General features: G+C 71.5%; 14 protein-coding genes. 4 read left to right on the top strand and 10 right to left on the bottom strand.

What is annotated here, in order from left to right; all coding sequences use genetic code 11:
- Positions 1-151: 151 nt before the first annotated feature.
- From ABD073_RS08980 to ABD073_RS08950, 7 genes are all read right to left on the bottom strand, one after another.
- Positions 152-742 (bottom strand): GNAT family N-acetyltransferase, encoded by a 591-nt coding sequence (locus ABD073_RS08980; RefSeq protein WP_343873806.1) that lies wholly within the window; start codon positions 740-742, stop codon positions 152-154.
- 44 nt (positions 743-786) lie between these two features.
- Positions 787-1,107, bottom strand: a complete 321-nt coding sequence (locus ABD073_RS08975) for a thiamine-binding protein (RefSeq protein ID WP_343873805.1) — start codon at positions 1,105-1,107, stop codon at positions 787-789.
- A 96-nt stretch (positions 1,108-1,203) separates the two neighbouring features.
- Positions 1,204-3,564 carry a winged helix-turn-helix domain-containing protein gene (locus ABD073_RS08970; RefSeq protein WP_343873803.1) on the bottom strand — a complete coding sequence of 787 codons (2,361 nt, stop codon included), beginning with the start codon at positions 3,562-3,564 and terminating at the stop codon, positions 1,204-1,206.
- A 120-nt stretch (positions 3,565-3,684) separates the two neighbouring features.
- On the bottom strand, positions 3,685-5,400 hold the full coding sequence (cydC, locus tag ABD073_RS08965) for a thiol reductant ABC exporter subunit CydC (RefSeq protein ID WP_343873801.1): 1,716 nt from the start codon (positions 5,398-5,400) through the stop codon (positions 3,685-3,687).
- Positions 5,393-7,075, bottom strand: a complete 1,683-nt coding sequence (gene cydD, locus ABD073_RS08960; protein ID WP_343873799.1) for a thiol reductant ABC exporter subunit CydD — start codon at positions 7,073-7,075, stop codon at positions 5,393-5,395. The genes cydC and cydD overlap by 8 nt, the downstream gene beginning before the upstream one ends.
- 311 nt (positions 7,076-7,386) lie before the next feature.
- The gene (gene cydB / locus ABD073_RS08955; RefSeq protein ID WP_343873797.1) at positions 7,387-8,475 is read right to left on the bottom strand and encodes a cytochrome d ubiquinol oxidase subunit II; all 1,089 of its coding nucleotides are present in this window, start codon (positions 8,473-8,475) and stop codon (positions 7,387-7,389) included.
- A 10-nt stretch (positions 8,476-8,485) separates the two neighbouring features.
- On the bottom strand, positions 8,486-10,018 hold the full coding sequence (locus ABD073_RS08950; protein WP_343873795.1) for a cytochrome ubiquinol oxidase subunit I: 1,533 nt from the start codon (positions 10,016-10,018) through the stop codon (positions 8,486-8,488).
- Between the two features lie 57 nt (positions 10,019-10,075).
- On the opposite strand from ABD073_RS08950, the gene ABD073_RS08945 reads away from it, so the two are divergent.
- On the top strand, positions 10,076-10,423 hold the full coding sequence (locus tag ABD073_RS08945) for a BlaI/MecI/CopY family transcriptional regulator (protein WP_343873794.1): 348 nt from the start codon (positions 10,076-10,078) through the stop codon (positions 10,421-10,423).
- 194 nt (positions 10,424-10,617) lie between these two features.
- Here the strand turns inward: ABD073_RS08945 and ABD073_RS08940 are convergent, their stop codons facing one another.
- Complete coding sequence (locus ABD073_RS08940; RefSeq protein WP_343873793.1) at positions 10,618-11,124, bottom strand: flavin reductase family protein; 507 nt, start codon at positions 11,122-11,124, stop codon at positions 10,618-10,620.
- 72 nt (positions 11,125-11,196) lie between these two features.
- Between ABD073_RS08940 and ABD073_RS08935 the strand changes: the two genes are divergently transcribed.
- The 3 genes from ABD073_RS08935 to ABD073_RS08925 all read left to right on the top strand — a co-directional run bounded on the left by ABD073_RS08935 (position 11,197) and on the right by ABD073_RS08925 (position 13,571).
- Positions 11,197-11,727 (top strand): AAA family ATPase, encoded by a 531-nt coding sequence (locus tag ABD073_RS08935; RefSeq protein ID WP_343873791.1) that lies wholly within the window; start codon positions 11,197-11,199, stop codon positions 11,725-11,727.
- A 210-nt stretch (positions 11,728-11,937) separates the two neighbouring features.
- Positions 11,938-13,023: a DUF58 domain-containing protein gene (locus ABD073_RS08930; RefSeq protein ID WP_343873789.1), complete on the top strand. Its 1,086-nt coding sequence runs from the start codon at positions 11,938-11,940 to the stop codon at positions 13,021-13,023.
- Positions 13,020-13,571, top strand: coding sequence for a hypothetical protein (locus ABD073_RS08925; RefSeq protein ID WP_343873788.1), 552 nt, complete (start codon positions 13,020-13,022; stop codon positions 13,569-13,571). Before ABD073_RS08930 ends, ABD073_RS08925 begins: the two co-directional genes overlap by 4 nt.
- A gap of 89 nt (positions 13,572-13,660) precedes the next feature.
- Here the strand turns inward: ABD073_RS08925 and ABD073_RS08920 are convergent, their stop codons facing one another.
- Positions 13,661-15,652 (bottom strand): ABC transporter ATP-binding protein, encoded by a 1,992-nt coding sequence (locus ABD073_RS08920; RefSeq protein ID WP_386751698.1) that lies wholly within the window; start codon positions 15,650-15,652, stop codon positions 13,661-13,663.
- Between the two features lie 158 nt (positions 15,653-15,810).
- Positions 15,811-17,559 carry an ABC transporter ATP-binding protein gene (locus ABD073_RS08915; protein WP_343873783.1) on the bottom strand — a complete coding sequence of 583 codons (1,749 nt, stop codon included), beginning with the start codon at positions 17,557-17,559 and terminating at the stop codon, positions 15,811-15,813.
- Between the last annotated feature and the right edge of the window lie 6 nt (positions 17,560-17,565).

Here is a 17,565-nt window from a genome sequence, read left to right as displayed (position 1 = left end):
CCTTCGAACCGGACGCAGCGCCGCGCCCTCCTACGACCGATCGTAGTACCGGGCGATCCGTGGGAAATCGAGGGGTCCGACCAGTGGCCCGGGGCGGCTGGGACGCGCCCGGATCACGGGTGGGTCTGCCGTCCTGCCGGCCCGGCAGGGCTCAGGCTGCCGGCTCCGGGCGCCACATCCGGAACATGGGTGCGTGGAACCAGGAGGCCCCGCAGCTCACCTCCAGGCCCTCCTCGACGAAGCCGTTGCGACGGTAGAAGGCCTCGGCGCGCGGGTTCTGCCGCAGGATCCACAGCCAGGCGCCCCGCTGCCGCCCGGGATCGTGGGGGTCGGCCAGCGCGAGGTCCAGCAGCACCTGGCCGAGGCCGGTGCCGTGGGTGGAACGTCGGGTGTAGATGTGGTCCAGGTTCAGCTCCACCGGAGGCTCGGGATTGGTGAAGTGCTCGCGCTCCCAGGCGGCGACGCCCGGTCCGGCGCTGACGATGCCCACCACCTGGTCACCGTCGGTGGCCAGCCAGTGACTGCGCTTCGGCACCCGGTCGGCGGCCAGCGCCTGCTCCATCTCCACCAGCTCCTCACGGGTCTCGGTCGCCTCCTGGGCGAAGCGGTCGCGACGGATCTGGGCGAAGGCCGGCGGCATGATGTGGGCATAGGTCTCGGCCAGGCACTCGATGTAGCAGTGGGTGTAGGCCTCGGCATCGGCCGGGACGGCGGGCCGGACGGTGAGGGCACCGAGTGTCAACGGGGATCCGCCGTCCACAGGGAGGCCGGCTGGCGGCTCGGAGCTCACTGCTGCTCCAGCGCCTGCTCCAGGCGCTCCAGCTTGCCGGTGATCTCGCCGGTGTGGCCGGGCCGGATGTCGGCCTTCAGCACCAGCGCGACGCGGCTGCCGTAGCGGCCCACCGCCTCGGTGCAGCGGCGCACCACGTCCATGCACTCGTCCCAGTCACCCTCGATGGTGGTGAACATGGAGTCGGTGCGGTTCGGCAGGCCGGACTCGCGCACGATGCGCACGGCGGCGGCGACGGCCTGGTGGACCGAGGCGTCGGGATTCTCCCCGCCCTCGGGTCCCTGGCCGGACGGGGCGACGCTGAAGGCGACGAGCATGCTTCCTCCTGGTACTGGGTGCGGTGCTGTGCCGAGTCTAGGCAGCCACGCCACGTCACCGGCCCACAGCGGTGGGGAGGGGCGGTGCGCCCTGCCTCAGCCGCTGGGCCGGATGCCCATCATCCGCGCCCGTTCGATGGCCTCCTCGCGGTTGGCCACCCCCAGCTTCTTGTAGATCCGGCGCAGGTGGGTCTTCAACGTGTTCACGCTGATGAACAGCTCGTCGGCGGTGTCGCCCAGGGTCTTGGCGGAGTCCAGCCGGGCCAGCACGTTGCGCTCCGCCTCGGTCAGCGGCACCTCCTTGCGGGAGGAGACCGCCACCCTGGTGTGGCGGGCGGTGGGCAGGTTGAGCCCCATTCGCTCGGCGAGCACCCCGGCCCGCTGGAAGGCCTGCAGGGCCTCGTCGGCGCGGTGCATCTCGTCGGCCGCGATCCCGAAGATCATCAGCAGGAAGAGGGTGCGCTTGCCGTTCTCGACGGTGGTGCCGGGGCCGGTGAAGACGACCTGCAAGGCGTTGTAGGCGGTTCGCGCATCGCCGCGGGCCAGGGCCAGCCGGGCCTCGAAGTAGGGCAGGCCCGCCTGCACGTCGGCCAGTTCGACGGTGCGCAGCAGCCGCAGCTCGGCCTCGGCGACGTCCAGCTCGCCCAGCTCGATGGCGGCATTGAAGGCGGCGATCCCGATGCCCAGGACATGCAGGTCCACCATCGGGCCGCGCGGCTGGTCGCGGTAGGCGCCCACCAGGCGCTGCGCGCCCTGGGCGTCGTCCTCGGCCAGCAGCAGACTGGACTCCACGTAGACCCGCAGGGCGTCGTTCTCCGGCAGATGGTCGTCGTGGCGGTCCAGCTGGTCCAGCCAGCGACGCGCGCTGGGCAGATCCCCGGTGTCGACGGCCGTCAGTGCCAGGGCCAGCATGGCGCACTCGTCCAGCGCATCGGTGGTGAAGACGGTGTCGGCGCCGGTCAGGATCGCCTCGTCGGCCAGGCGATGGGCGGCGTTGACATTGCCCTGCTCGGCATTGATGAAGGCCAGCGCCCCCAGTGCGGTGACCGTGGTCCACGGGACATTGGACACCCGGGCCACGCCCAGGGCGCTGAGCAGCACCTCATGGGCCTCGGCCATCCTGGCATGGTGCATCAGCCACAGCCCGTACTCGGTGCGCACCGCACTGAGCAGGGCCAGGTCGAGCTCGTGGACGCTGCGCCCGTCGCTCTCGGCAGCGATCTCGAGGGCACGTGAGACGTCCACCTCGTCGGGATAGCTCACCCGGCGCACGGTGCCCAGCACGAAGCAGGCATAGGCCAGCCGGCCGGAGTCGCCGCGGGCGACCATCTGCTCGGCGTCGATGGTGTCCATCAGCGAGATCATGGTCTGCGGCGTGGCCAGGCCACGGGTGAGGCTGCGCACCAGGTCCAGTTCCCAGCCGGGGGGCAGCTGCTCCACCAGACGGGGCAGGGTCTGCACCAGCTCGGGGCGGTTCATGTGGGCGGTGAGGAATTCCGCGGCCAGCATCCAGGCCAGGTCCACCAGCCCCACCTGCATGGCCAGCTGGATGGCCTCCATCGAGCGGCCGCGGTTGCGCAACCAGAGCGCCGCGCGACGGCTCAGCTCCTGGCTCAGCTCGGGGTCCTCGCGGGCCAGCCGACGGCTCAGGTATCCGCGCAGCATCGGGTTGAGCCGAATGGTGTTGGCGTCGTCCCAGGTGATCGGGACGCCGTGGGCCTGCAACCGGCTGAGCTGGGCGGCGGCATCGCTGCGCCCCGTGATCCAGGCAGCTGACAACGGGTCCAGCGAGGGCAGGGCGGACAGCTGGGCCAACAGCTCGCGGTCCGCTGGGGAGAGGTCGTGCAGCACCTCGCGGTCGATGTAGGAGTCCGCCAGCCGGGCGACCTTGGAGGTGTGCGCCCAGGTGAGCGGCTCGGCCGCCAGCATTCGCCCGATGGCCGGCCAGCCGCGCGTGCCGCTCATCACGGTGTCCAGTGCCGAGCCCGGCAGTGCCGGGTTGCGAGGGGCCAAGGCCTCCCCCATCTCCTGGCGGGTCCAGGCGAGCTGGTCGGCGTCGAGGTCCACCAGCAGGCCACGGGCCGCCAGCGAGCCCAGCGGCGCCTCGGGGCGGGAGCGACCCACGAAGACCACCCGGACGCGGGCATTGCGCTCGGCGAGGTCCAGGGCTCGGGTGACGAAGGCCTCGTCCTCCAGCAGCGCGCCGCTCTCCGCCACCAGCACCAGCAGCTCTGCCTCGGACTGTCCGAAGCCTTCCAGGACCGCGTCCAGCTCGTCGGCGGAGCCGAGCCAGTGGGCGTGCAGGTCCTCGCGGCTGGAGATCCAGGTGCGCACCAGGTCCCGCTTGCCGAAGCCGGCCGGTGCACAGATGACGGCGATGCGTGCCTGCACCAGACGGTCCAGCTCGCTGACCAGGCGCTGGGGCACGGCGGGGCCGTCGTGGTCGGTCGTGGCCACGCCCATGCATCCCCCGTCCTGCCTGTTCCGCGGCACGTCCCCTGCGTGCCGGGCCCACGGGTCTGCCGGCCGGTTCGAGCCCGACCAGGAAGTCCTCGTGGGGGTCCTATGACGAACAGGCTAGCGTCCGGCCTTGCCCGCTGTCACCCGTTGCATCACCCCGTGGGCGGCAGGGCGCTCACCCTGTGCGCCGACGGGGGCCGCGAGGTGGAGACGGTGGCTGCAGCTGGCCACCACCGTCGGGTCATGGGTGATGACCACCACCGGGGCACGGCCCACCGAGGCCCACAGGTCAGCCATCAGGGCCTGCGCGGTCTCCGGGTCCAGGTGCTCTGTGGGCTCGTCCAGCAGGTAGACCTGGCTCTCCTTCCCCAGGACGTCCTGGCTTGCCAGGAGCCTGGCGAGGGCAAGCCGACGGGCTTCGCCGCCGCTCAGTGTGGCGCCCTGCTCGCCCACCACCCGGGCTGGATCCAGGGGCAGGCCGGCGCGCCGCAGGGCCGCGCCCACCTGCTCGTCGGTGGCCTCGCGGTGACCGATGCGGACGTTCTCGGCCAGGCTGGTGGCGAAGACGTGCGCGTCCTGGGCCAGGTAGGAGACCGGCCCCGTGACCTCAAGAGCACCTTCCAGCGCTGGAACAACACCCATGATGGTGGCGGCCAGCGTCGTCTTGCCCACCCCGGAGGCCCCGGTGACGGCCAGCCGCTCACCGGGCCCCAGGCTGAGCGTGAGCCGTTCGGCCAGCGCCGGCTCGCCGGGCCAGCCGATCGAGACATCCCGCAGCACCAGGCCGGGGCGGGACGAGGGTGGCACCTCGGGTCGGTCCCCGCGCCCCACCGGTGGCTCGTCGAGCACCTGGGCCACCCGCGCCAGCGAGGTGCGAGCCCGGGTCCAGGTCTGCGCAGCCTGGGTGAAGGTGGCCAGCACCTCGTGCAGGGCCAGTGGTGTGAGGACCAGCACGGCCAGGTCCCGGGCCGGGAGCCTGCCCGCGGCCACCGCATGGCCGCCGATCCACAGGGCTGCGAGCACCGCCGTTCCGGCCGCCAGCAGCTGGCCCGCGGTGGCCAGGCCACGGGTCCAGGCAGCGCGGCGCTCGGCCTGCTCCAGCACCCGCTGCGCGGCACCGACGCGGTGCAGGACGTCCTCCTGCAGGCCGTAGGCCACCAGGTCGGGAGCATGGTGGCTCAGCTCGTCCATCGCGACGGCCAGCGCGGCCCGGCCCGTCACCGCCTGGGCATCGGCCTCCCGGCTGGCATGCTGCGCCAGCCAGGGAAGCAGCAGCCCGGCCAGCAGGGCGGTGCCCAGCAGGACGGCTGCCGAGGCAGGGCTGAACCAGCCCAGCATCAGGGTGGTGCCCAGCATCACCACGGAGGCGGAGGCCAGCGGGACCGCCACTCGCACCACCACGTCCTGGACCGCCTCGACGTCGGCCACCAGCCGGGTCAGCAGGTCGCCGCGGTGACGCCCCAGAAGGGTGGTGCCGCTCAGCGCCTGGTAGCTGCGCAGCCGCAACGCTCCCTGCATCCGCAGGGCGAGGTCGTGGCCCACCAGGCGTTCGGCATACCGGGCCACGCCGCGGGTGATGCCGAAGAAGCGCACCCCGACCGCAGCCACCTCCAGGTAGAGCACCGGCGGGTGCTCGGCGGCCCGGCTCAGCAGCCAGGCGGAGGTGGCCATCAGCGCCACCGAGGCGCCGGAGGCCAGGGTGGCCAGCAGCGTGGCCAGCCAGAAGCGGGTGCGTCCGCCGGGCAGTTCGCGCAGCAGGTCGCGCACGATCCGCACCGCGGCTCCTCCCGAGGGGCTCGTGCCAGCTGGGGCGTGGACGGTGGCCTCAGTCATGCTGCCCCCGCCCGGTGCCGGCTCCGGCAGCGCTCCCGGCCGGCTCGCGGCCGTCCAGCTGCACCAGACGGTCAGCCATCGCCAGCATCGCGGGCCGATGGCTCACCACCAGGGCTCCGGCGCCGGAGCGGCGCACCGCCTCCACCACGGCGGCCTCCGCATCGGCGTCCAGCCCGGCGGTCGGTTCGTCCATCACCAGTAGCCGGGCCCGGCCGTGGCTGATCCGCAGCAGGGCTCGCGCCACCGCCACCCGTCGTCGCTCGCCCGCGGAGAGGCCCTCGGCGTCGTCGCCGACGGTGCGCTCCAGCGCCAGGCCCTGGCCACCGGCCAGGTCGAGCACCTCACGCAGCACCTGGTCGGGCACCGGATGCGGCGAACCGAGCGCGACATTGCGGCCGATGGTGTCGGCGGGCAGTCCGGGTTCCTGGCCCACCCAGGCGATCAGCTCGCGGCGGCGGGCTGCCGGCCACAGCTCCCCGTCCACCAGCACCTGCCCCTCGTCGGGCTCCAGGAAGCCCATCAGCACCGAGACCAGGGTGGACTTGCCGCCGCCGGAGCGCCCCTGCAGGGCCACCACCTCGCCGGGCGGCAGGACCAGGTCGACCCCGTCGAGCACCGGGTGCTGTGCTCCGGGCCAGGTGTGGCGGATGCCGCGCAGCTCCAGCGTCGGGGCCAGCGGGAGCGTGGGGGCCTCGACGCCCCCGGCCTCGTCGGCCTCGTCGATCCCGGCGGCCTCGAGGTAGCCCAGCGCCTGGTCGGCGGCGGCCATGCCGTCGGCGGCGTCGTGGTAGTGGGTGCCCACCTGGCGCAGTGGCAGGTAGGCCTCGGGCGCCAGTACCAGCACGAACAGGGCGGTCTGCAGGTCCATCCGGTCGAAGACCACGCGGAAGCCCACCTGGACGGCCACGACGGCGACGCTCAGCGTGGCGATCAGCTCGAGCGCGAAGGAGGACAGGAAGCTGATCCGCAGCGTCTTCATGGTCTCCGCGCGGTTGCGCTCCTCGGTGACCCGCAGGCCCTCGCGCTGGCCGCGGGCCCGGCCGAAGGCCTGCAGCGTGGGCAGGCCGGTCACCAGGTCTGCGAAGTGGTTGGCCAGCCGGGTCTGCACCCGCCAACGACGGTCCACCTGCTTCTGGGTGGTCCAGCCGATCAGCACCATGAAGACCGGGATCAGCGGGAGCGTGACGGCCATCACCACCGCGCTCAGCACGTCGGCGCGCAGCACCATGACGCCCACCACCAGCGGCACCAGCACGGCGAGCACCAGCTGCGGCAGGTACTTGGCGTAGTAGCCGTCGAGCGCGTCCAGCCCCTGCGTGGCCAGTGTGACCAGGGTGGAGGAGCTGGTGCCCGGGTCCAGCGGACGGGCGAGCCGGGCGCGGGCCAGGTCGTGGCGCAGGCCGGCCTTCACCGCAGCGGAGGCGCGATGGGCCAGCAGGGCGTTGAGCCAGGCCAGGGCGGCCCGCAGGGCGAAGACTGCCGCCAACGGCCAGATCCAGCGCACGAGCTGGTCGGCGCGGTGGCTCGCGAAGACCTGGGAGATGGACACCGAGAGCAGGTGGGCCTGGGCGACCAGCGCCACGGCCTGCACCAGCCCGACCAGGCAGAGCGCGACGAGGAACCACCTGGTGGCCCTCCCGCGTCGCACCAGGCGAGGATCGATCGGACCAGCCATGCTGCGAAGGCTAGGCGTCGACGGTCCGGCAATCGGGCGCAAAGCCAATCCCGACAGGGATTCCACAGTTTTCGCGACACGCCGGACGGACAATTCTGATCGGGAGCACTTGGGGACACCTGACCAGACCGGATTTTTCCGGGTCAATTCATGAATTCATGGCGGGTAGGGAAAAGGCGCATTTCCGTCCGGGGAATTCCGGACGCCGGGAATGGAGTGGGGTGGTTGGCGATTCCGCAGCAGGAAAGAACAAGGCCGTCGGGTGGACGATTCCACCCGACGACCTCAGGACTTCTTGCGGTGCAAGGAATTCAGGCGGTGCGGGCCCGCCGCGCCCCCACCGTGACCACCGGCAGGTTCCCGGTGGACAGCCGGCGACGGAAGACCCAGTAGCTCCAGGCCTGGTAGCCCAGCACCACCGGCACCGCGGTGCAGGCCGCGATGGTCATGATCTTCAGCGTGTAGGGGGAGCTGGAGGCGGTGGTCATGTCCAGCGGACGGCCGGCGTCGAGGCTGATGAAGCCCAGGTTGCCGTACATCTTGCAGAAGATGTCCACCACCAGCGCCACGATCGCCAGGCCCGTGAAGGCGAAGGCCCAGCCGTCGCGCTCCCGGGTGGCCATCAGCGCACTGACGGCCAGACAGGCGACGGCCAGCAGCCCGGTGGCCCAGCAGATCACCGTGGCGGCGCCGCCCAGCCAGCTGGTCTCGCCGGCCGGCCAGGCCAGGTTCTGCCAGACCACGAACAGTGCCATCAGCACCGCCGCGGCCAGGGTGGCCCGCACCCCGAACCGGTTGGCCCTGGTCCGCACCTCGCCGCGCGTCTTCAGCGCGATGAAGACCGCGCCGTGGGCCAGGAAGAGCACCACGAAGAGCACGCCGCCCAGCAGGCCGAAGGGGTTGAACAGGCTCCAGAAGCCCTGGGCCACGAGCACGTCGGAGCCCACCCGGATCCCCTTCACGAAGTTCGCGAAGCCGATGCCGAAGACCAGCGAGGGCAGGAAGGAGCCGATGGTGGCGCACCAGTCCAGGCCGTTCTTCCAGCGGGCGTCGTCACGCTTGGCGCGGTACTCGAAGGCGACGCCGCGCAGGATCAGGCCCACCAGCACCAGGAAGAGTGGCAGGTACAGACCGCTGAACAAGGTGGCGTACCAGCCAGGGAAGGCCGCGAACATGGCGCCACCGGCGGTGAGCAGCCAGACCTCGTTGCCGTCCCAGACCGGGCCGATGGTGTTGACCAGGACGCGGCGCTCGTCGTCGTCGCGGCCCAGCACCGGCAGCAGCATGGCCACGCCGTAGTCGAAGCCCTCCAGGAAGAAGTAGCCGGTCCACAGCACAGCGGCCAGCACGAACCAGATCATCTGCAGCCCGGTGGGCTGGGTGTGCATCAGTGTCAGCATGACGGTCTCCTCAGTAGGCGAAGGACAAGGGGGCATCCTCGTCCTCCACGACCTCGACGGGGGCGACCTCGGGCAGGCCGGCGCGGTTCCACTTCAGGATCAGGCCGAACTCGACCACGGCGAGGGCGCCGTAGATGACGGTGAAGAGCACCATCGTGAGGATGGCCTCACCCAGGCTCACCGACGGGGAGACCGCCGCCTGGGTGGGCAGCACGCCCGCCACGATCCAGGGCTGGCGTCCCATCTCGGCCATGATCCACCCGAAGGAGATGGCGAACAGCGGCAGGAAGGGCAGGGCCGCCATGGACCACTGCCACAGCTTTGTGGGCATCGGGTTGCGCCCGCCCCGCAGGGCGAAGAGGACCCAGGCGCCGATCAGCGCGCCCAGACCGCCCAGGCCCATCATCAGCCGGAAGCTCCAGTAGGTCACCGGGACGTTGGGGGTGATCTTGACCGGCTGCTGCTTGGGCTGGTCGGCGAACTCGGCCTGCAGCGGCAGCTGGCCGCGGTCGTCCAGGCGGAAGCCCTGCTGCTCGTACTGGGCCTTCAGGTCGTCGATGCCCTGCACCTCGCCGTGGATGTTGCCGGTGGCCATGAAGCTGAGCACATAGGGCACGCGCACGCTGAAGACCTCCTCGGTGCCGTCCAGGTTGCCGACGGTGAAGACGCTGAAGGAGGCGTCGTCGCGGGTCTGGTAGAGCGCCTCCGCGGCCGCCATCTTCATGGGCTGGGCGTGGGTCATGGCCTTGGCCTGGATGTCACCGGAGATGATGGTGAGCACCGAGGCGGCCAGCAGTACCCAGGCGCCGAACTTGGCCGCCCAACGCCAGGTGGTGATGTCGCGTTCGACGTTCTCGGCCTTCACGTGGGTGCCGCTGTAGTCCAGGTCAGTGCCGGGGGCGGCCTGCTGACGTGCCTTGTTGAGCCGCGCCAGGTGCCAGCCCGACAGGCCGGCGATGAAGCCACCGGCCACCATGTAGGCGCTGGAGATCTGGTGCGGGAAGGTGGCCAGGAAGACCGGGTTGGTCAGCAGGGCGCCGAAGTCGGTGAGCTCTGCGCGACCGTTGCGGTAGGTGGCGCCCACCGGGTGCTGCATCCAGCTGTTGGCGGCCAGGATGAAGACTGCCGAGAGCATGGTGCCGAAGGCGGCCAGGTAGATGGCCATCAGGTGCAGCTTCCTGGGCAGCCGGTCCCAGCCGAAGATCCACAGGCCGATGAAGGTGGACTCCAGGAAGAAGGCCAGCAGGGCCTCCAGGGCCAGCGGGGCGCCGAAGACGTCACCCACGAAGCGGGAGTACTCGGACCAGTTCATGCCGAACTGGAATTCCTGCACGATGCCGGTCACCACGCCGGCCGCGAAATTGATCAGGAAGAGCTTTCCGAAGAACTTTGTCAGGCGGAGGAAGTTGTCATTGCCGGTCTTGTACCAAATCGTCTGGAGCACGGCGACGAGCATCGACAGCGCGATCGTCAGCGGCACGAAGAGAAAGTGGTAGACCGTCGTGATCCCGAATTGCCATCTGGCAATGATCTGCGCGTCCATGCGGCGAAAGATACTACTCAGGGTCGTAGCCACCAAGCGGGCAACTATGCTTGTGACATGGCGATCTTGGGCGAGCTCGAACAACGAATCATGGAAACCCTTTGGCAGCAAGACAATCCGGTATCCGTGCGGTTCGTTCATGAAAGTTTGCTGACGGAACGCGAGCTGGCCTACACCACGGTGATGACGGTGCTGGACCGGCTGGCCAAGAAGGGCCTGGTGGATCGTGAGCGCGACGGCCGGGCATGGCTCTACACCGCGGGCACCAGCCAAGCCCGCCTGGTCTCCGACTCGCTGGCCGAGGTGCTGGGACAGTCCGGCCGCCACCGCGGCGACGTGCTGCGCCAGTTCGTCGCCGGGCTCGACGAGGACGACCGCGCCACGGTCCGCGAGGCCCTGGGCTGACCCCGGGGGTGCGGCCGCCGTACCGCCTAGGGTGCGGCAGGCGGGCGAGGCCAGCGAGCGTAGCCAGTTCAGCGTCGTGGGCCCTCGGTCGCGATCACGGCCCGTGCTGCACGATCACCCCTACAGGAACGGGGGCGATGCGGCCCGTACTGCCGTGATGCGGGCGCGGGCTCCCCGCGCCGCGAGCAGCTGGCTCAGTCCAGCACGCGGTAGCGGCCGCGCACGTGGTGCAGCGGCGCCGGGTCCTCGCCCGCCCCGGCCTCGACGACGGCCAGCACCAGCTGGCGTGACCAGCCCAGGTCGGTGGCGGACTCCAGCTCCAGCGTCGCCCAGTTCTGCGCGCCCGCCAGGCGTGGGCCGTACGCAGTCTGCTCCCAGTCCGCCAGGGTGAAGACCCCACCCGGGGCGGGAGCCGTGCCGGCGAAGGCGTCGGCCAGGTACTGGTGGCCGCCGTCGAGCAGCTGCAGCACCGCGCGTCCGCTCTGTTCCACCCGCTCGACGAAGTCGCAGTCGGGGTCCAGGAAGGCCACCACCCGCCACGGATCGCCGCCCACCACCGCCAGCGAGCTGACCGTCCAGCCGGCGCGCTCGCGTCCCTCGCCGGCGGTGAGCAGCGTCACCCGGCCGCCCAGCCGGCCACGCAGCTGGCGCGCCGCCTCGCGGGAGGAGTCGGCAAAGGGGTGCTCGGCGTGGATCGTCATGGCCCCATCCTGCCAAGCCCCTTGTCCGAACGGGGACTGTGGCGCCCTCGGGGCCGACGCTAGGTTGGGCGGATGGACCCGCGGACCCGTCGCGTGCTGCTGGCTGTCGGCGCGCTCACCTACCGGCTGCCGGAGGCCCAGCTCGACCGTTTCCTGCTGCGGCTCGGCTTCGGCCTGCCCGAGGCCGTCGACGAGGTGGAGATGGTGCGCCGCCGTCTGGAGCGACGCCAGGAGTCCACCGCGCTGGAACCGGTGCTGGACGCCGGGCAGCTGCTGCGACTGCAGGCCACCGTCGAGACCGTGCACGTCTCCGACCAGGTGCAGCGCTATGCCGTCGAGCTGGTGCGCGCCACCCGCAGCCACGAGGCGGTGCTGGTGGGTGCCTCGCCCCGCGGCTCGCTGGCCCTGGTCACCTGCGGTCGGGCGCTGGCCCTGCTGCAGGGGCGTGACCACGTGGTGCCCGAGGACCTCAAGGCCTTGGCCCCCGCCGCCCTGGCCCACCGGATCACGCTGCGGCCCGAGCTGTGGCTCGGCGAGGTCCGGGCCGAGCAGGTGGTGGACCAGGTGCTGCACTCCGTCGCCGTGCCGGATGCCCGACGATGAGCCTGTACCCCGGGCTGGAGACTGACCGCCGCGTGGTGGCCGGCCCTGCCCTGACAGTGGCGGTGATGCTGGCGGCCGGGCTGTCCATCGCGGCCGTCCCTGCTGCACCGGCCGGTACTGGCCCTGCTGGCCAGCCCCTACCTCGCCTTCTCCCTGCGCGCGGCCGGCCGGCGGTTGGCGCCCAGCTGGCGCCTCGCCGAGGTCAACCAAGTGATCGACGAGGGGAGTTCGGTGCGGGTGGAGGTGGAGGGCGGCGAGCGGGAGCTGGTCACGCTGGCGCTGGAGCCGGCGAGCCTGCAGCACCGCTGCCCCGCCACCGCCGCCGTCACCGATGCCGGGCGGGCCGTCGTCGAGGTGCAGCCGCTGCGCTGGGGACGGCACCGGGTGGGGGCGGGCGTGGCCACCGCCACCGACCCCTCGGGCGCCTGGCTGGCCTGTGCCACCGTCGAGCCCCTAACGCTGCGGGTCCGGCCCGCCAGCCAGCAGATGACCGGCGGCGCCGGCGTCGGCCGGCCGCTCGGGATCCAGGGCGACCACCTCTCGACCCGACGCGGCGAGGGCACCGAGCTGGCCGAGGTGCGCGAGTACCGCCCCGGTGACCGGCTGCGTCGCATCACCTGGCGGATCAGTTCGCGCACCGACGAGCTGCACGTGGTGGACGCCCTGACCGAGCGCGACACCGACGTGCTGCTGGTGCTCGACAGCCTGCGACCCGCCCAGGAGCTGGGCCTGGAGCCGGACAGCTCGCTCGACGTGGGGGCGCGCGCCGTGCTGGCGCTGGCCCGCCACTACCTGGGCTTCGGCGACCGGCTCGGCGTGCACGACCTGGGCCATCGGCTGCCCGACCTGCCGCTGGGCAGCGGCCCCCGGCAACTGGTCCTGCTGCACGAATTGCTGGCCGCGGCCAACCGCACCGACCGCACGGACGCGGTGCGCCAGGCCACCCTGCGCCCCACCCGGGCACCACGGCCCGGCACGCTGGTCTTCCTGTGCAGCCCGCTGCTGGCCGACGAGGTGCTCGCCGAGGTCGGGCGGCTGCGGCGCCTCGGCGTTGAGCTGGTGGTGGTCGACACCCTCCCCGCCGCCCTGGGGCAGGTCGGCCAGCACGCCCAGCCCGCCGGGGGCCACGGCGTGCAGGAGGCGTGGATGCTGCGACGGTTGCAGCGCGAGGCCGTACTGGAGCGGCTGCGCGCCGCCGGCATCCCAGTGGCCGCCTGGCGGGGACCGGCGAGCCTGGCCGCGGTGCTGCAGGCCATGGAGGACAGCCGTCACGCCCCACGGATGGCCCGGCGATGAGCCCGACGCCGCGCGCCCTGCCCCGCTCCTGGCGACGGCTGGCCCGGGCCGGGCGCTTCCAACTGCTGGTGCGGCTGTGCCTGCTGCTGGTGGGGCTCGCGCTGGGGCTGCTGGTGGCGCTGGCGGGCGACAGCCAGGTCTCCCGGCTGCTCGCCGTGCTGGTGGTGGCCGCCGTGGTCGGCTGCGCCCTGGGCCACGGACCGGTCTGGCTGGGTGCGGCCGTGGTACTGCTCGCCCTGTGGGCGGTGGGCCGCCCGCTGGCCTGGCCCGTGGTGGCGGCGCTGGTGGCGCTGGTCTGGCTGGCGCACCGGCTCAGCTGCTGGCTCCAGGTCGGGCCCTTGCACGGCGAGCTGGGCGCGGCCGGGTTGCGGCTGTTGCTGGGCGACGCAGTGCGCGAGGCCGGCTGGGTGCTGGGGATCGTGGGCCTGCTGCTGGCCGGCGGTCTGCTGGCCCACCGGCTGCCCGCCACCGGGGTGCTCGCCTGGGCGCTGCTGGCGCTGGCGGCTGTCGCGACGCTGGCCTGGCTGTCGGTGCCGCGTCGGGACTGACGGACGCCCTACGCGACTGCCCGGAGACGAACAGGGCCCGCGCCCCGGAGTCGATCCGGTGGTGCGGGCCCCGTGCCCGGGCGGCCGGCTCAGGCGGCCTCGACCGGGGCGGCGAACTGGCTCTGGTAGAGCTCGTAGTAGTGACCCTTGGCCTCCAGCAGCTCGTGGTGGGTGCCCTGCTCGACGATGTCGCCGTGCTCCATCACCAGGATCAGGTCGGCATCGCGGATGGTGGACAGCCGGTGCGCGATCACGAAGCTGGTGCGGTCGGTGCGCAGGTTGGCCATCGCCTTCTGCACCAGCACCTCGGTGCGGGTGTCCACCGAGCTGGTGGCCTCGTCGAGGATCAGCAGACCCGGCTCGGACAGGAAGGCCCGCGCGATCGTGATCAGCTGCTTCTCGCCCGCGGAGACATTCGAGCCCTCCTCGTCGATCACCGTGTCATAGCCGTCGGGCAGGGCGTGCACGAAGCGGTCCACGTAGGCGGCGGTGGCGGCGGCCACGATCTCCTCCTCGGGGGCGTCGGTGCGGCCGTAGGCGATGTTCTCACGGATGGTGCCGCCGAACAGCCAGGTGTCCTGCAGCACCATGCCCATCTGGTCGCGCAGCTCGCGTCGCGGCACCGTGCTGATGTCCACCCCGTCGAGCGTGATCCGGCCGCCCTGCAACTCGTAGAAGCGCATCAGCAGGTTCACCAGGGTGGTCTTGCCGGCGCCGGTCGGGCCCACGATCGCCACCGTCTGGCCGGGCTCGGCCAACAGGTTCAGGTCGTCGATCAGCGGACGGTCCGGCAGGTAGCGGAAGTCGACGTGGTCGAAGACGACGCGCCCCTTCACCGGGCTGCGCAGCTGGCCGGTGGCCTCGGCGGACTGCTCCGGGGCATCCAGCACCTGGAAGACGCGCTCCGCGGAGGCGACGCCGGACTGCAGCAGGTTGCTCATGCTGGCCACCTGGGTGACCGGCTGGGTGAACATCCGCGAGTACTGGATGAAGGCCTGCACGTCGCCCAGGCTCATCGATCCGTTGGCCACCTTGAGCCCGCCGATCACGGCGATGGCGACGTAGTTCAGGTTCCCGACGAAGAACATGACCGGCATGATGATGCCGCTGATGAACTGGGCGCCGAAGGAGCTGCGGTACAGGCCCTCGTTGTGCTGGGCGAAGACCTCGGCCACCTCGCGCTGGCGGCCGAAGACCTTGACCAGCGAGTGGCCCGAGTAGGCCTCCTCGATGTGGCCGTTCAGCTCGCCGGTGGACTTCCACATCTGCGCGAACTGCTTCTGCGAGCGCTTGCCGATGATGCCGGCCAGCACGCCCGAGACCGGGATGATCAGCAGGCTGACCAGCGCCAACTGCCAGCTCACCCAGAACATCATCACCATCACGCCCACCAGCGTGAGCAGCGAGTTCAGCAGCTGCGAGAGGGTCTGCTGCAGGGTCTGGGAGATGTTGTCGATGTCATTGGTGACACGGCTCAGCAGCTCACCGCGGGGCTGCTTGTCGAAGTAGGACAGCGGCAGCCGGTCCAGCTTCGCGCTGACCTCCTGGCGCATCCGGTAGATGGAGCGCTGCACCACGCCGTTGAGCAGGTAGCCCTGGGCGAAGCCGAGCAGCGCGGAGGCGACGTAGAGCCCGACGGCCAGCAGCAGGATCCTGCCCAGCCGCTCGTAGTCGATGCCCTGGCCCACGATGACGCCCATCTTCTGCACCATGTCGGCCATCTCGCCCTGGCCGGCCCGGCGCAGCATCTCCGCGACGGTCCCGGCGGGGGTGCCGGCCGGGATGCCCTGAGACTCCAGGGCCTTGCCCATCACGCCGCCGAAGATCACGTCGGTGGCCCGGCCGATGATCTTGGGACCCACCACGCTGAAGCTCACGCCGACGGCCGCCATCAGCACCACCAGGCTGATCAGGGCGCGCTCGGGACGCAGGTGGCCCAGCAGCCGCTTCAGGCTGGGGACGAAGTTGACCGCCTTCTCGGCGGCGCGACCCATGCCCATCGGGCCGTGGCCGCCCCCGGTGGGGGCATCCTTGGGGCGTTCCGGAGCATCGGCGGCGTCGACCGCCGCCGCGGCGGCCATGTCGGCATTCAGGTCGACGGCCTCGGAGGTGGCGGTCCCGGAGGCCTCGCGCGCGGCCGGAGGGGTGCTCGGGGGCTCCTCCACCAGGGCGTGGCGAGGGCTGGCCGCCGGCGCGGCGGGGGACTCGTCGTCCATGGCGTGACGAGGACTGGTGCTGGTCATGCTGCCTCCTCGGCGCTCAGCTGGGAATCGACGATCTCGACATAGGTGGGGCAGGTCTGCAGCAGCTCGTCGTGGGTGCCGCGGCCGACGATCCGGCCGTGCTCCAGCACCAGGATCTGGTCGGCAGTGCGGATGGTGGACACCCGCTGGGCGACGATCAGGGTGGCGGCCTCCGCGGTCTGGCGGGCCAGGGCGGCGCGCAGCCGGGCGTCGGTGGCCACGTCGAGGGCGCTGAAGGAGTCGTCGAAGACGTAGATGCCGGGCTTCTTCACCAGGGCGCGGGCGATCGAGAGCCGCTGGCGCTGGCCGCCGGAGACATTGGTGCCGCCCTGGGCGATGGGGGCCTCGAGCTGGCCGTCCATCTCGCGCACGAAGTCCTCGGCCTGGGCGGTGCGCAGCGCCGCCCACAGCTCCTCGTCGGTGGCATCGGGCTTGCCGTAGCGCAGGTTGCTGGCCACGGTGCCGGTGAACAGGTAGGGCTTCTGCGGCACCAGGCCGATCTCGGCCCACAGGGTGTCGGGGTCCAGCTCGCGCACGTCGGTGCCATCCACCAGCACGGTGCCGCCGGTGGCGTCGAAGAGCCGCGGGATCAGGTTCACCAGGGTGGACTTGCCCGAACCGGTGGAGCCGATGATGGCCGTGGTGCGGCCGGGCTCCATGGCGAAGGAGATGTCCGAGAGCACCGGCTCCTCGGCGCCGGGGTAGGTGAACTCCACGTCGCGGAAGTCCAGCCGGCCGATGCCGCCGCCGTCGCTGCTGCCCAGCTCGGTGACGCCCCGGGTGGGCGGGACCACGGAGGAGGAGGTGTCGAGCACCTCCATGATGCGCTTCGCGCAGACCGCGGCGCGGGGCACCATGATCATCATCATCGTGGCCATCATCACGCTCATCAGGATCTGCATCAGGTAGGTGAGGAAGGCGGTGAGCTGGCCCACCTGGATGTGGCCGTCCATGATCCGGTGGCCACCGAACCACATCACCCCCACCGAGCCCAGGTTCATCACGAACATGACGAAGGGGAACATGGCGGCCATGTGGCGGCCCACGCTGGTGGCGACGTCGGTGAGCTCGGCATTGGTGCGCTCGAAGCGGGCCGCCTCGTGGGGCTCGCGGACGAAGGCGCGCACCACGCGGATGCCGGTGATCTGCTCGCGCAGCACCCGGTTCAGCGCGTCGATCCGGTCCTGCATGGCCTGGAAGAGCGGGGTCACCCGGCTGATCAGCAGCACCACGCCGGCACCCAGCAGGGCGACGGCGGCCAGGATCAGCCAGCTCATCCCGGCGTCCTCGCGCACCGCCATGAAGACGCCGCCGGCCATCGTGATGGGGGCCGAGACCATCATCACCAGGGTCATCAGCACGAGCTGCTGCACCTGCTGGACGTCGTTGGTGGTGCGGGTGATCAGGCTGGGGGCGCCGAACTGGTTCACCTCGCGGGCGCTGAAGGAGAGCACCCGGGAGAAGATCGCGGCGCGGATGTCGCGGCCCACCTGCATGGCGGCGCGGGCACCGAACCAGACCGCACAGATCTGGGCGGCGATCTGCACCAGGCTGACGGCCAGCATCCAGCCGCCGTGCACCCAGATGTAGTGGGTGTCGCCGCGGGCCACGCCCTGGTCGATGATCCGGGCGTTCAGGTTGGGCAGGTAGAGCGAGGCGATGACGGCGATCAGCTGCAGCAGCAGCACGATTCCCACCAGGCCCCAGTAGGGCTTGATGTAGCGATTGATGAGTCTGACGAGCATCGGTAT

This window comes from Luteococcus peritonei, assembly GCF_039526385.1.
In the GTDB taxonomy this organism is placed as follows: domain Bacteria; phylum Actinomycetota; class Actinomycetes; order Propionibacteriales; family Propionibacteriaceae; genus Luteococcus; species Luteococcus peritonei.
Note: the sequence above shows the minus strand (reverse complement) of the source record. Positions and strands in the feature narration are given on the sequence as shown.

Coding starts and splice junctions, on each gene's coding strand:
- ABD073_RS08975 (WP_343873805.1), bottom strand. CDS start 1,107: ATGCTCGTCGCCTTCAGCGTCGCCCCGTCCGGCCAGGGACCCGAGGGC.
- cydC (WP_343873801.1), bottom strand. CDS start 5,400: ATGACTGAGGCCACCGTCCACGCCCCAGCTGGCACGAGCCCCTCGGGA.
- cydD (WP_343873799.1), bottom strand. CDS start 7,075: ATGGCTGGTCCGATCGATCCTCGCCTGGTGCGACGCGGGAGGGCCACC.
- cydB (WP_343873797.1), bottom strand. CDS start 8,475: ATGCTGACACTGATGCACACCCAGCCCACCGGGCTGCAGATGATCTGG.
- ABD073_RS08950 (WP_343873795.1), bottom strand. CDS start 10,018: ATGGACGCGCAGATCATTGCCAGATGGCAATTCGGGATCACGACGGTC.
- ABD073_RS08945 (WP_343873794.1), top strand. CDS start 10,076: ATGGCGATCTTGGGCGAGCTCGAACAACGAATCATGGAAACCCTTTGG.
- ABD073_RS08940 (WP_343873793.1), bottom strand. CDS start 11,124: ATGACGATCCACGCCGAGCACCCCTTTGCCGACTCCTCCCGCGAGGCG.
- ABD073_RS08935 (WP_343873791.1), top strand. CDS start 11,197: ATGGACCCGCGGACCCGTCGCGTGCTGCTGGCTGTCGGCGCGCTCACC.
- ABD073_RS08925 (WP_343873788.1), top strand. CDS start 13,020: ATGAGCCCGACGCCGCGCGCCCTGCCCCGCTCCTGGCGACGGCTGGCC.
- ABD073_RS08920 (WP_386751698.1), bottom strand. CDS start 15,652: ATGGCCGCCGCGGCGGCGGTCGACGCCGCCGATGCTCCGGAACGCCCC.
- ABD073_RS08915 (WP_343873783.1), bottom strand. CDS start 17,559: ATGCTCGTCAGACTCATCAATCGCTACATCAAGCCCTACTGGGGCCTG.